The 12,083-nt window shown below is 71.5% G+C and carries 11 protein-coding genes and 1 pseudogene; 6 read left to right on the forward strand and 6 right to left on the reverse strand.

The window, feature by feature from the left end:
* Nucleotides 1–116: pseudogene (locus tag H2041_RS16195) on the reverse strand (class II aldolase); the annotation flags it as partial.
* Nucleotides 117–175: 59 nt separating this feature from the next.
* On the reverse strand, nucleotides 176–1,675 hold the full coding sequence (gene glpK, locus H2041_RS16200) for a glycerol kinase GlpK (RefSeq protein WP_293414456.1): 1,500 nt from the start codon (nucleotides 1,673–1,675) through the stop codon (nucleotides 176–178).
* Between the two features lie 119 nt (nucleotides 1,676–1,794).
* Between glpK and H2041_RS16205 the strand changes: the two genes are divergently transcribed.
* The 3 genes from H2041_RS16205 to H2041_RS16215 all read left to right on the forward strand — a co-directional run bounded on the left by H2041_RS16205 (nucleotide 1,795) and on the right by H2041_RS16215 (nucleotide 4,328).
* The gene (locus H2041_RS16205; RefSeq protein WP_293414458.1) at nucleotides 1,795–2,916 is read left to right on the forward strand and encodes a DUF2336 domain-containing protein; all 1,122 of its coding nucleotides are present in this window, start codon (nucleotides 1,795–1,797) and stop codon (nucleotides 2,914–2,916) included.
* Between the two features lie 65 nt (nucleotides 2,917–2,981).
* A complete protein-coding gene (locus H2041_RS16210) occupies nucleotides 2,982–3,764 on the forward strand; it encodes an NAD kinase (protein WP_293414460.1) in 783 nt (260 codons plus the stop codon).
* 78 nt (nucleotides 3,765–3,842) lie between these two features.
* Complete coding sequence (locus H2041_RS16215) at nucleotides 3,843–4,328, forward strand: Hpt domain-containing protein (RefSeq protein ID WP_293414462.1); 486 nt, start codon at nucleotides 3,843–3,845, stop codon at nucleotides 4,326–4,328.
* Nucleotides 4,329–4,335: 7 nt separating this feature from the next.
* Here the strand turns inward: H2041_RS16215 and H2041_RS16220 are convergent, their stop codons facing one another.
* A complete protein-coding gene (locus H2041_RS16220) occupies nucleotides 4,336–5,109 on the reverse strand; it encodes an NUDIX hydrolase (RefSeq protein ID WP_293414464.1) in 774 nt (257 codons plus the stop codon).
* 53 nt (nucleotides 5,110–5,162) lie between these two features.
* A complete protein-coding gene (locus H2041_RS16225; RefSeq protein WP_293414466.1) occupies nucleotides 5,163–6,302 on the reverse strand; it encodes a DUF2336 domain-containing protein in 1,140 nt (379 codons plus the stop codon).
* Nucleotides 6,303–6,498: 196 nt separating this feature from the next.
* On the opposite strand from H2041_RS16225, the gene H2041_RS16230 reads away from it, so the two are divergent.
* Both H2041_RS16230 and H2041_RS16235 read left to right on the forward strand, forming a co-directional pair.
* Nucleotides 6,499–8,262, forward strand: a complete 1,764-nt coding sequence (locus H2041_RS16230; protein ID WP_293414597.1) for an ATP-binding protein — start codon at nucleotides 6,499–6,501, stop codon at nucleotides 8,260–8,262.
* 102 nt (nucleotides 8,263–8,364) lie between these two features.
* The gene (locus H2041_RS16235) at nucleotides 8,365–9,561 is read left to right on the forward strand and encodes a CoA transferase (protein WP_293414468.1); all 1,197 of its coding nucleotides are present in this window, start codon (nucleotides 8,365–8,367) and stop codon (nucleotides 9,559–9,561) included.
* Here the strand turns inward: H2041_RS16235 and H2041_RS16240 are convergent.
* Nucleotides 9,558–10,391 carry a transglycosylase SLT domain-containing protein gene (locus H2041_RS16240; RefSeq protein WP_293414470.1) on the reverse strand — a complete coding sequence of 278 codons (834 nt, stop codon included), beginning with the start codon at nucleotides 10,389–10,391 and terminating at the stop codon, nucleotides 9,558–9,560. The genes H2041_RS16235 and H2041_RS16240 overlap by 4 nt on opposite strands.
* A 57-nt stretch (nucleotides 10,392–10,448) precedes the next feature.
* On the reverse strand, nucleotides 10,449–11,471 hold the full coding sequence (locus tag H2041_RS16245; protein ID WP_293414472.1) for an FAD-binding oxidoreductase: 1,023 nt from the start codon (nucleotides 11,469–11,471) through the stop codon (nucleotides 10,449–10,451).
* Between the two features lie 95 nt (nucleotides 11,472–11,566).
* On the opposite strand from H2041_RS16245, the gene H2041_RS16250 reads away from it, so the two are divergent.
* Nucleotides 11,567–12,079 (forward strand): CinA family protein, encoded by a 513-nt coding sequence (locus H2041_RS16250; protein ID WP_293414474.1) that lies wholly within the window; start codon nucleotides 11,567–11,569, stop codon nucleotides 12,077–12,079.
* Nucleotides 12,080–12,083 lie beyond the last annotated feature (4 nt).

Genomic DNA, 12,083 nt, shown 5'->3' on the forward strand with positions numbered 1-12,083 from the left:
CACCCGTGCAGCGCCACCAGACGGTAAAGCGCCGCCAGATCCACCCGCGCCTGCCACTCCTCGGCGCTCACCTTGCCCTTCAGGGACGTCACGACGCCCGCGGACCCATCGGCCATGGCGGCCTCCCTTCGTGTCTGTTCGTTGCCTCGAAGAGTCCTCCCGCGGGCGGGGGCCGTCAAGGGGCGCGGCTGAGCGTACGGCCGACGGCGTCGCGCCAGCGGGCCTGGCGCCTGGCGCGCGCCTCGGGATCGAGGGCCGGCTCGGCGGCCTCCGTCCGGGGGCGCGCGGCGGCGGCCTCTTCCAGGCTGGCGTAGAGGCCCGCGCCGAGGCCGGCGAACAGCGCCGCCCCCAGGGCGGTGGTTTCCTGATAGCTGGCGCGCGCCACCCGCTGGCCGGTGAGGTCGGCCAGGCGCTGGGCGAACCAGGCGCTGCGCGACATGCCGCCGTCGATGCGCAGCTCCGATCCGGCGCCGAAGGCGTCCGGCGCGTCGGACCGCATGGCCTCGATCAGGTCGGCGGTCTGGAAGGCGCTGGCCTCGTAGGCCGCCGCGCTGATCTCAGCCAGGCCGGTGTCGCGGGTCAGGCCGATCAGGGCGCCGCGGGCGTCCGGGTCCCACCACGGCGCGCCCAGGCCGGTGAAGGCCGGGACCATGACGACGCCGTGGCCCTCCCGGGCCTGCCGCGCCAGGTCCTCGGCCGCCTGGGGCGAATCGACCCCCAGGCCTTCGCACAGCCACTGGATGGCCGCGCCGGCGATGAAGATGGCGCCCTCCAGGGCGTAGGTGGCGCGGCCGTTCACCCGGGCTGCGACCGTGGTGAGGAGCCGGGCCCGGGAGACCGGCGCCGCCGCCCCGGTGTTGACCAGAAGGAAGCAGCCCGTCCCGTAGGTGGCCTTCATCTGGCCCGGCGCGATGCAGCCCTGCCCCATCAGGGCCGCCTGCTGGTCGCCGGCCACGCCGCAGATGGGCACGGCCCGCCCCAGGACGTCAGGCAGGGTGTCGCCGAAGTGGGTGGCGCAGTCCTTCACCTCGGGCAGGACCTGGGCCGGCACGTCGAAGAGTTCGAGCATCGCCTCCGACCAGGCCTGCATCCGCAGATCGAAGAGCAGGGTGCGGGAGGCGTTGGTGGCGTCCGTCACGTGCGCCTGTCCGCCTGTCAGCTGCCAGATGAGCCAGGTGTCGATCGTCCCGGCCAGGAGTTCGCCCGCCGCGGCCCGGGCGCGTGCGCCCGGCACATTGTCGAGCAGCCAGGCGAGTTTCGTCCCGGCGAAATAGGGGTCGATCAGCAGTCCCGTGACCTCGGTGACGTGCGGCTCCGCCCCCTGCCCCTTCAGGCGTTCGCACGTCGCAGCGGTGCGGCGGTCCTGCCAGACGACCGCGCGGTGGATCGGCTCGCCCGTGGCCCGATCCCAGACGACCACCGTCTCGCGCTGGTTGGTGATGCCGATCGCGGCCACATCGGAGACGCCACAGCCGGCCCGTTCCACGGCCTCGCGCATGACCGCGACGCTGGCCTGGAAGATCTCGACGGCGTCGTGCTCGACCCATCCGTCGGCGGGATAGTGCTGGGTCAGAGGCCGGCCCGCCTCGGCCACCGCCCGTCCCTGCAGATCGAAGAGGATGGCGCGGGTGCTGGTGGTGCCCTGGTCCAGGGCCATGATCAGCGGTTTGGCCATGCGGCGTTTCCTCCTGAAGCGTCTTGAACTGCAGCCTTGGTTGAACGGGGTTTAAGCATGTTTTCATTTGCTCCCGTCAGATTCGCGAGTGCGAAAGCCCTTCAGATTCGGAGATCGCCTTGAGCGCTCTGGCCCGGACGCAAGAGATTCTCAGCCTCGCCAAGAGCCGCGCGCCGGCCGATCGCGAGCGCCTGCTTATGGCCGTGGTCGACCTGTGCGACGTCTCCGACAGCGCCCAGATCATGGGCGCGCCGGCCATTCAGGACCTGCTGAACTCCATCTTCATGAGCCTGGTGGTCGAGGCCGAGCGGGAGATCCGCCGCCGCCTCGCCGAGAAGCTGTCGACCGTGGACTGGGCTCCGACGGCCCTGGTGAACGTCCTGGCGCTGGACGACATCGAGATCGCCCGCCCGATCATCGCCTCCAGTCCCGTGCTCAAGGATTCCGACCTGGTCCGGCTGCTGGTCGAGGCGACGGTGGAGCACCAGATCGAAGTCGCGCGGCGGCCCGGCCTGGGCGGCGAAGTGGTCGCGGCCATCCTGCAGCAGAACGAACCGGCGGTGCTCACGGCCCTGGCGGGCAATACGCAGACGCCGCTTTCGGCCGGCGACATGGCCCTCCTCGTCAACGCCTCGCGACGGGTGGCGGCCCTGCGCTCGCCTCTGGCCCGACGCCCGGAACTCACCGAGGATCTGGCCCTGCAGCTCTATGTCTGGGTCGGCCAGGCCCTTCGGCAGTCCCTCACCTCGCGCTTCCGGCTCGATCCGGCCGCGCTGGACGCCGCCCTCGCCGAGGCCGTCGGACAGGCGCACGCCGGTGGGGTCCAGGAGGCCGATCCGGCCATCGTCTGGCAGCAGGACGACGAGCGGGAGGAGATGGAGCGGCGCCTGATCTCCAAGCTCGCCGCCGCCGGCCAGCTGCGCCCGGGCTACCTCCTGCGCGCCCTGCGCGAAGGCAAGCTGTCGCTCTTCGTCGGCGCCCTCGCCGCCCTGGGCGATTTTCCGCCCGAGCACATCCGCAAGGCCCTCGACAGCGATCGGCCGGAGCTGCTCGGCCTGGCCTGCGCGGCCGTGAGCATCGACCGAAGCGCCTTCCCGACCATCCTGCAGCTCGTCCGCGAACTGAACGAAGACCGGCCCTGCGGCGGGGCCGAAGGCGCCCGACGCGCCTTGAGCGCCTTTGGCCCGTTCTCTCCCGATCTGGCGGCGGCCGCCTTCCGCCAGGCCGTGGCCGCCCACTGAGGCTTGCGGACGCCCGACGAGATCGGGTTTGACAAGGCCGGACGGCTGCCGGCTTTTGCACCGCCATGTTCAAGGCCGAACCCTTCGTGACCCGCGTCGCCTTCGCCGCCAGCGACCGCCCCGAAGCCCAGGATGCGCTGAAGGACCTGACGGCGCGCTACGGTCAGGTCCCGGAGGACCAGGCCCAGGTCATCGTCGCCCTGGGCGGCGACGGCTTCATGCTGGAGACCCTGCATCGGAACATGGGCGCGCCCAAGCCGATCTACGGCATGAACCGCGGCTCCGTCGGCTTCCTGATGAACGAGTACAGCGCCGACGACCTGCTGGACCGGATCAACGCCGCCGAACGCGCCGTCATCCACCCGCTGAGCATGGTCGCCGTGGACATCCGCCGGCGGCAGCACCGGGCGCTGGCGATCAACGAGGTGTCGCTGCTGCGCCAGACCCGCCAGACGGCCAAGCTGCGCATCTCGGTGGACGGCAAGGTCCGGCTCAACGAGCTGTCGTGCGACGGCGCCCTCGTCGCCACGCCGGCGGGATCGACCGCCTACAACCTCTCGGCTCACGGGCCGATCATCCCCCTGGACGCCAAGGTCCTGGCCCTGACGCCGATCAGCGCCTTCCGGCCCCGCCGTTGGCGGGGCGCCCTGCTCGGCCACGAGGCCCGCGTCACCTTCGAGATCCTGGAGGCCGACAAGCGGCCGGTCAGCGCCGTGGCCGACAATTACGAGGTCCGCGACGTCCTCGAGGTGCATGTGGCCGAGAACCGCGACATCAGCCTGGTCATGCTGTTCGACGCCGGGCGCAGCCTGGAGGAGCGGGTTCTCGCGGAGCAGTTCTCGTCCTGAGGCAGGCATAGCCACGCCTCATTCGTTGTTAAGGTCTGGGAACTACGGTCAGGCCAAGCATCCGTAAAGGAGATGGCCATGAGTCAGCAGAATACCGGTCAGGTGATCCAGGTCCCCAACACCCTCCGACTGAAGGTCGGCGGCCGGTTCGGCTCGGTCGATCCCAGCGCGATCGCCAAGGCCGAAGCTGCGCTCAAGAACCTCTCCGGAAACTTCGCCCAGTGGCTTCAGGACGAGGTCACCAAGCTCGAGACCGCCCGCGCGCGGGTGAAGTCCGAAGGTGCGAACCCGGAAACGCTCGAGAGCCTCTATCTCCGCGCTCACGACCTGAAGGGCCTGGGCACCACCTACGAATTCCCGCTGATCACCCGCATGGCCGCCTCGCTCTGCAAGCTGATCGACGACAAGGACAAGCGCCTGGAGGCGCCGATGGTGCTGATCGACGCCCATATCGACGGCATCAAGGCGGCCGTCCGCGACAGCATCAAGACCGACGACCATCCGGTCGGAAAGATCCTGGTCGAGGAACTGGAGCGCCGCGTGGCCGCCTCGGGCCTGGTCTGACCCGGACTTAGAGGACCGAGGCGAGCGGCTCGGCCACCGGCCCGTAGCCCGCCGCCTCCGGCAGCACCAGCATCCTGCCTTCGGGACGATCCTCCACCTGCGGCTCAACCGCATAGGGCGGGCGTGATCTCGCCTGGGCGACGGCCTCGTCCGCGGCCCGCGCCTCAGCCAGGCGCATCAGATTCATGCGGGTGGGGAAGACCACCTTGCGCCGCCCCGTCTCGGCGGCCTCGAGGGCTTCCTGCGGCGTGAGCCAGCAGGCGTCCACCGTCTCGCGCCCGTCGCAGGCGGCGAGCTGCCCCTCCGGGGCGTGAGCGACATAGAACCAGGTGTCGAACCGTTTGGCCGCGAAGGCCGGCGTGATCCACCGGGCGAAGACGGTGAGGGCGGCGAGGTCGATGCTCGCACCCGCCTCGCGCACCACGTCCAGGAACGGGATCTCGCCCCGGTCGACCGCCTGGCGCAGCTCGAGCGGGCAAGGCTCCATCTCCAGAGGCCCGCCTCCGCGGCCGCGCGCGAGCAGGACGCCGGCCTCCTCGAACACCTCCCGGATGGCGGCGATGCGCAGTGGGCGCTGCTCGGCCTCCACCGCGCCCCAGCCCAGGGCATGCTCCGACCAGGCTTCGTCCAGATCGCCGGCGTGGGTCTTGCCGCCCGGAAAGACGAGGGCGCCGGAGGCGAACTCGATCTGCCGGTGGCGCTCGACCATCAGCACCTCGAAGCGCGGCGCGTCGCGCAGCAGCAGGATGGTCGAGGCGGGGACGGCGGCGGCGGAATCCATGGCTCATGTTGAGCCGCGACGCCGCCCTTGGCCAGCGGCTTCGGCCGCGCCGGTCAGGCCAGCTGGGCGGCCGGCGCCTGCCGGTCGGCCAGGCGGTCCATCTTCTCCAGCAGATAGTCGGCGTCCTCGCGGCCGCCCACGTGGGGCTGGGTGAGAAAACGTTCGAGCATCTTCTTCTGGAAGCGCTCGCGGTCGCGCGCGCCGCCGTCGAACTCCACGGCGTGGAAGGTGTCCACCCCGGCCCGGAACGCGGGGAAGAGTCGCGCCGGCAGTCCCGCCCGCTCATAGACGGCCTTGAGACCGAGCGGCCCGGCGTCGTGGATCATCAGCCAGGTGCGATGGTGCGGCACGCCGGCCAGTTCGGCCAGGCCCCACTCGAAGAAGGCCATGTGGCCGTGAGCCAGGGCCCGCAGCAGAAGCGAGGCGGTCAGGCGCTCATTGCGGTGCAGGTGGGCGACGAAGGACTTCAGGTCCGCGGTCCGGCCGGCCTGGTCCACCAGGTCGATGGTCGCGCGCTCCTTGGCGCCGGTGGCGATCTGAAGCGCCAGTTCGGCCGAGACCGGGTGATGGGTCAGCAGGTGATCGCGCACCTTGTCGCTGACCATGTCGACGAGCTTCTCGGTGACCGACAGCGGCAGGGCCTGACGATAGGCCACGGCCGAGAGGACGCGCTCGGAGCGCTCGAACCGCGCCAGCACCTGCATCAGGGTGGCGTCGGCGAAATCGGCGTTGTCGTTGGCGCAGGCGACCTCGACGGCGCGCTCGGTGCCCACCTCGACGATGGCCTGGGTCACCCGCTTCGACAGGCGCGGGCGCTTGGCCACGGCCACCTGCCGGATGGGCCCGCCCAGGCGCACGATCTCCATCAGATCCTCGTCGGTGAAGACCGGCGAGAAGGCGATGATCGGCTGGCAGACGCTCTCCACGTCGCGGGCGAGCTTCACCGCCACGTCGTGCGGCAGGAGGGGCGAGTGCTTCAGGGTGACGGCGAGCGCACGGCGCACCAGTTCGGCCGCGTCGGCGGCCATGACGCGGAGGATTTCCTGCGCCAGATCGCGCTCCTCCGCCGTCAGCTCCACCGTCTCGATGCGGCGGCAGAGCTTGTGGGCGACCACCGCACGCTCGTCCGGCGTCGCGCCCTTGACGAGTGTGCGGATGTCCTCGTCGGTCAGAGCCGCCCGCGTGGTCGTCATGACGCACCCCCTCGCCTTCAGGACCGCCGTCCCAACCTCGGATAATGGTCGGTTAGGCTTAACGATCAGTTGCACACGCGGCTGTGGATTAACGCTGTTCCGTAACCCCGCGCCAACCGTGCGCCTCTACCCTCGACACGTGTCCGCAGAGGGTTCGTCCGTGTCATCAAACGCCGATTCTCGTCGGGCCGCGCCACTGCGCGGCGGGGCGTCCTTCTCCCACCAGTCGCTCGAGGCGCAGACCGCTCTGCTGCCCTACGCCCTGGCCGCCTTCGCCATCAGCCTGCCCGTCTATGTCTGGGCCGGTTCGTTCGCCCCGAACACCGCCTGGATGACGGCGAGCTTCGCCCTCTTCGCCATCGCCTGCGGCGCCACCTACGCCGCGGTGAGCTGGCTGAAGACCGAGGCCGCCGCCGATCTCGGCCGGCGCGCCCGGGTGCACATCCTGACCGGCCTCATCTGGGCCGGCTGCGTGGCCCAAATCGCCGCCTTCGCCCACCAGGCCGGCCCGATGCGCGAACCTCTGCTGATGATGGCCACGGCCGCGGCGGTGGTCTGCATCTTCTTCACGGCGCCCTGGCTGCCGAGCCTGCTGGTGGTCGGGGCCGCCGCCGCCGCCGGGCCGCTGATCGCGCTCTTCGCCCATCCGGAGAGCGAAGGCGCCGCCACCCTGGCCTGGGGGGCCGTGGCGCTGGCCTTCGCGCTCGCCCTGATCCTGAACCGCATCCTGCGCCGCCAGTTCGCCCTGGCCAGCGAGCGCGAGGTGCTGATCGCCGACCGCGCCGGAAAGGTCGAGGAGGCGAGCCGCCTGGCCCAGTCGAAGTCTGACCTGGTCGCCACCCTGAGCCACGAGATCCGCAACGGCCTGACCGGCGTCGCCCACGTCCTGGCCTCGGCCGCCGGCCGCAACGGCCGCGCCGCGCCCTCGCGCGAGCAGCTGTCGGCGGCCCTGGACGCGGTCAACGACCTGATCGCGGTCCTCAACACCACCCTGGATTCCGAGACCGCCGAAGCCGGCCGCCTGGCCGTGGACATCCGTCCCATCGACGCCGCAGCCCTGGTCCGGGATCTCGTCCTGCTCAACCGGCCGCATGCGGCCGCCAAGGGCCTGGAGCTGACCCTGCACGTGCCCGCCGAGCTCTCTGAGGGCCGCGGCGCGGCGCTGGGTGATGCGACCCGGGTCCGCCAGATCCTGGCCAACCTGATCGGCAACGCGATCAAGTTCACCGTCCGCGGGCGCGTGGAAGCCCGCCTGGAGATCACCGAGGCCGGCCGCCTCGCCGTAGAGGTCGCCGACACCGGGCCGGGCCTGTCGCCCGAAGAACTGTCGCGCGCCTTCGAGGCCTTCCACAGGGTCGAGCGGACCAGCGCCGGCGTGCCGGGGGCGGGTCTGGGCCTGTCGCTGTCGCGGCAGCTGGCGCGGCTGATGCACGGCGAGCTGAAGGCGAGCAGCGCGCCCGGCGTCGGCAGCTGCTTCCGGCTGGAGCTGCCCTTCGACGCCACGGCTTCGGGCGACACGCCCGAATTCGAGGATGCCGCCGCCCTTCCGGCGCAGGATCGGCGCAAGCTGCGCATCCTGGTGGCGGAGGACGACGGCCTGAACGCGGCCATGCTGCGGGCCGTCCTGGAACAGCTGGGCCACCAGATCGTCCACGCGGCCGACGGCCGGCGGGCGACGGACCTGGCGCGGGTCTGCGAATTCGACCTGGCGATGATCGACGGCCGCATGCCGGGCCTGGACGGTCCGCAGGCGACGGCCGAGATCCGCCGCTTCGAAGGCGCGGCGGGACGCCTGCCGATCATCGCCGTCATCGGCGGCGACGCCGAGGAGGCTCAGGAATGCCTGGAAGCCGGCGCCGACGCGGTGCTGCGCAAGCCGGTCACCGTCACCGCCGTCGCCCGGGCCGTCGCCGACGCGACGGCGCGTTCGGGCCAGGAGGCCGGCCGCCGCGTCGCCTGACGTCGCGGCGCCCTTTTCCCGGCCGGCGCCGAACGCCATCATGCCGCCGAACGACAAGGCCGGGCCCATGCCGCCCGGCCGCCAGGCGGAGGACCAAGGCTCGTGATCCTGAAGGGACTGAAGGTGGTGGAGTTCGCCACCTATATCGCCGCGCCCGGCGCGGCCGGCGTCTTGGGCGACTGGGGCGCGGAGGTCATCAAGATCGAACGGCCCGGCGGCGACGAGATGCGGCACGTCTTCGCCGACGCCAAGAGCGAGCTGTCGGCCAACCCCACCTTCGAGATGGACAACCGCGGCAAGCGCTCGGTCGTCCTCGACATCTCCAAGCCGGAGGGCCGGGACGCGGTGGCGCGGCTGGCGGAAGACGCCGACGTGTTCATCACCAATGTCCGGCCAGCCTCTCTGAAACGGGCGGGCCTGGACGAGGCCGCGCTGCGGGCGAAGAACCCCCGCCTCGTCTATGCGCTCGTCACCGGCTACGGACTCGAGGGACCTGACGCCCACAAGCCGGGCTTCGATGTCACCGCCTTCTGGTCGCGTGCCGGCGTGGCCCACATGCATGCGCCCAAGGGGACCGATCCCTTCCTGCTGCGCACCGGCGTCGGCGACCACACCACCTCGCTCGCCACCGTCTCGGCCATACTGGCGGCGCTCTACGAGCGCGAGCGGACAGGGGAAGGACGGTTCGTCCAGACGTCGCTGCTGGCCACCGGCGTCTATGTGGTGGGCTCGGACCTGGCGGTGCAGCTGCGCTTCGGGCGGCTGGCCTCCAACCGGTCCCGGCGCGAGCCGCTGAACCCGCTGGCGAACTTCTTCAGGAGCGCCGACGGGCGGTGGTTCGTGACCAATCCGCGGGGCGGGAGCGTCGACTGGAAGGCCATGTGCGACGTCGCCGGCCGGCCCGACCTGCTGGAGGATCCCCGCTTCGCCGGCGGGCGCGAGCGCAAGGCCAACACCGCCGAACTGACGGCGGAGTTCGACGCCGCCTTCGCCGCCCTCACCTATGAGGAGATCACCGCAAGGCTCGACGCCGCCGATCTCGTCTGGGCGCCGGTGCAGACCCCCGCCGAGGTGGCGGCCGATCCGCAGGTCCGCGCCGCCGGCGCGCTGGTCGAGGTCGAGGATGGCCGTGGCGGCCGCGCCGATTCGCCGGCCGCGCCCGCGCGCTTTCCCGGCAGCGACGCGCCGAGCCGCCCCGCAGCGCCGGCTCTGGGCGCCCACACCCGCGAGGTGCTGGCGGAGATCGGATACGGGCCAGCCGAGATCGAGGCCATGATCGAGGCCGGCGCGGCCGCCTAGGTCCCGTCCCGGGCCTCGGAGAGCATGCGCAGCATTTCGGTGGAGAAGAGCGAGCCGCCGAGCCGCTGTCCGACGCCGGCGTCCTCGGCGCTCTGCGATCCCCGGAGGATGAAGTCCACCAGGGCCTCCTGCTCGCGCAGGGCTTCGGCCCGCCGGGCCGAGGCGTACTGGATGAAGCCGCCGTCGGGCGCGGGCGTCGGCTGGGCTTCGCGCGGGCGGACCGCCTCCCCGCCCCCGCCGGTGCGGGTCAGGTTGGCGTAAACCTCGGCCACGGTCGCCGCGCGGCCGCCCTTATAGAAGATCGATCGGTTGGCGCGGGCGGCCTCGGGGAAGAGCGAGGCGGCGCTGGCGTTGGGCTGGGTGCGGGTGGCCTCGATCAGACGCGCCGATCCCTGCGGCCCCAGGAAGTGGGCGGCGTAGAGCTCGCCGGCCGTGGGCGTGCGCCCGACCCGGCCGCGCAGATAGGCGGCATGGTCCGTGGCCAGCTCGCCGGCCATCAGCGAGGCGGCGTGGGGGTCGTAGCGCAGGTCCATCACCGTCTTGCGCGCCTCGGCGCCGGCGACACGGTAGCGCCCGTCCGAGCCCTTCTGGATCAGGTCGGCGTAGCGGGCATAGCCGTACTTGGCGCCATGCTGCTTGAGGGTGGCGAGCCAGGTCTGCTCGACGAACTGGAAGAGGCCGGCGGCCGAGGAGGTCTTGGCCTTGGCCGAGGGGTTGTAGCCGCTCTCGCGGTGGGCCGTGCCCATCAGGAAGGTGAAGTCGACGCCCGTCGCGCTTGAGGCGCGCTGGATCGCCGTTTCAACCACACCTCTGAGGCCCTGCACCGCCATGCGCCTCTGATGCCGCAGACATGGTTAATTCGCCGCTAACCACGTTCGCCCGGAGGGTCAGGCGTCGAAACGCCGCGGGTCCAGGCGCTTCGCCCAGGGGCCGGGATCGTGACCGAGCACGACATCGGCGACCATTCGACCGACCATCGGGGCGAGCAGCCAGCCATTGCGACGCGCGCCGGTCGCAAGGATCACGCCGTCAGCGGCCGACTCGCCGACCATGGGCAGGCCGTCGGGAGTCGCCGCCCGCACGCCGGCCGCAGCGATCCAGGGACGGTCGGCCAGGCGAGGAAAGACCGCCGCGGCGCGCGCGGCGAAATCGCGCGCCACCGCAGCATCGACGGTCCCCTCCCCGCGCCCCACCTCCATGGTCGCGCCGATCAGGGGTCCAAGGTCGGAAGGGACGGCGTAGGCCCCAGGACCCCGGAGCGCCGGCCCCGTATAGTCCAGATACGGCAGGCTCAGGATGTGGCCCTTGATCGGCGACAGGACCTTCAGCTCCGGCGCCAGCTTGACCGAACTGGGCGACCAGCCGGTGGCGACCACGAGGCGGTCGATCGTCTGCAGATCGGGCGGCGCAGTGTTGAAGACCACGCCAAGATCTTCGGCGACGACGGCCATCGAGAGAAGCGCCGAGCTATCGATGCGCCAGTCCTCCGCGATGGCGAGCGCGCCCAGCCCGGCGGCGAAGCCCAGGGGGAAGTCGGGCAGCTCTGAGGGGCCGAGACGATGGGACGAACGCCCCAGAGCCGACAAGGCCGTCTCCAAGCCGGCCAATCGCGCCTCGTCCCCCAAGAGCAAGGTTCCCGTGCGGTCCAGGTCGAGCCCGTTCTCGGCGGCGAAGGCGGGCCAGAGCGCGCCGGCGGCCAGCAGGAGGTCGACGTGCGGCCGGGCGGACTCGTCGGTCAGGGCTTCGCTGACCGGCGCGATCATGCCGGCCGCCACGCGTGAGGCGTTCTGTTCGAGCGGCCTCTTCGGATCGTGCACGCTGACCTGCGCGCCAGACTTGGCGAGCTCCAGCGCGCAGGCGAGCCCGAACACGCCTTCGCCGACGATGGCGACTCTCAAACCTTGGGTCATGGCGTCCTTAGGAACCCGCCGTCGCGGCAGATCAAGAGGAACCGGCCCGATCGGCGCGGGTTCACCGCTGGCTTTCAACCGTTGTGGAGACGCACGTGGCCGAGGCCCTGAAGCTCGACATACCTGATGAACTGGACCAGCTGGCCAAGGCGGTCCTGAAGACCGCCTGCGACCGCGACCTGCGCCTGGCCTCCGCCGAGAGCTGTACGGGCGGTCTGCTGGCCTCGCTGCTGACGGACATCCCCGGCTGCAGCCACGCCTTCGAGCGGGGATTCGTCGTCTATACGGACGAGGCCAAGAACGAGCTCCTGGGCGTGCCCAAGGCGATCCTGGAGACCGACGGGGCCGTGTCGGAGGCCGCCGCGCGGGCCCTGGCCGCCGGGGCGCTGGAGCGCTCGCGCGCCGACATCGTGGCCGCCATCACCGGGTTCGCCGAGGCTGGCCCGGGGCCGGAGGACGAAGCCGGCCTCGTCCACTTCGCCAGCGGCCGACGCCATCGCGGCGTCCATCACCGCCTGGTGCGGTTCGGCGACATCGGGCGGGCGCGCGTGCGCTACGGCGCCCTCGAGGTCGCGCTGAAGATGATGCGCGAGGAAATGGAGGCCTGACGTC

This window comes from Phenylobacterium sp. (assembly GCF_013911965.1).
Lineage (GTDB): Bacteria > Pseudomonadota > Alphaproteobacteria > Caulobacterales > Caulobacteraceae > Phenylobacterium.

Excerpts from the sequence above, each read along its gene's own strand:
- H2041_RS16245 (WP_293414472.1), bottom strand. The coding sequence starts at position 11,471 with ATGACCCAAGGTTTGAGAGTCGCCATCGTCGGCGAAGGCGTGTTCGGG.
- H2041_RS16220 (WP_293414464.1), bottom strand. The coding sequence starts at position 5,109 with ATGGATTCCGCCGCCGCCGTCCCCGCCTCGACCATCCTGCTGCTGCGC.
- H2041_RS16240 (WP_293414470.1), bottom strand. The coding sequence starts at position 10,391 with ATGGCGGTGCAGGGCCTCAGAGGTGTGGTTGAAACGGCGATCCAGCGC.
- glpK (WP_293414456.1), bottom strand. The coding sequence starts at position 1,675 with ATGGCCAAACCGCTGATCATGGCCCTGGACCAGGGCACCACCAGCACC.
- H2041_RS16210 (WP_293414460.1), top strand. The coding sequence starts at position 2,982 with ATGTTCAAGGCCGAACCCTTCGTGACCCGCGTCGCCTTCGCCGCCAGC.
- H2041_RS16215 (WP_293414462.1), top strand. The coding sequence starts at position 3,843 with ATGAGTCAGCAGAATACCGGTCAGGTGATCCAGGTCCCCAACACCCTC.
- H2041_RS16225 (WP_293414466.1), bottom strand. The coding sequence starts at position 6,302 with ATGACGACCACGCGGGCGGCTCTGACCGACGAGGACATCCGCACACTC.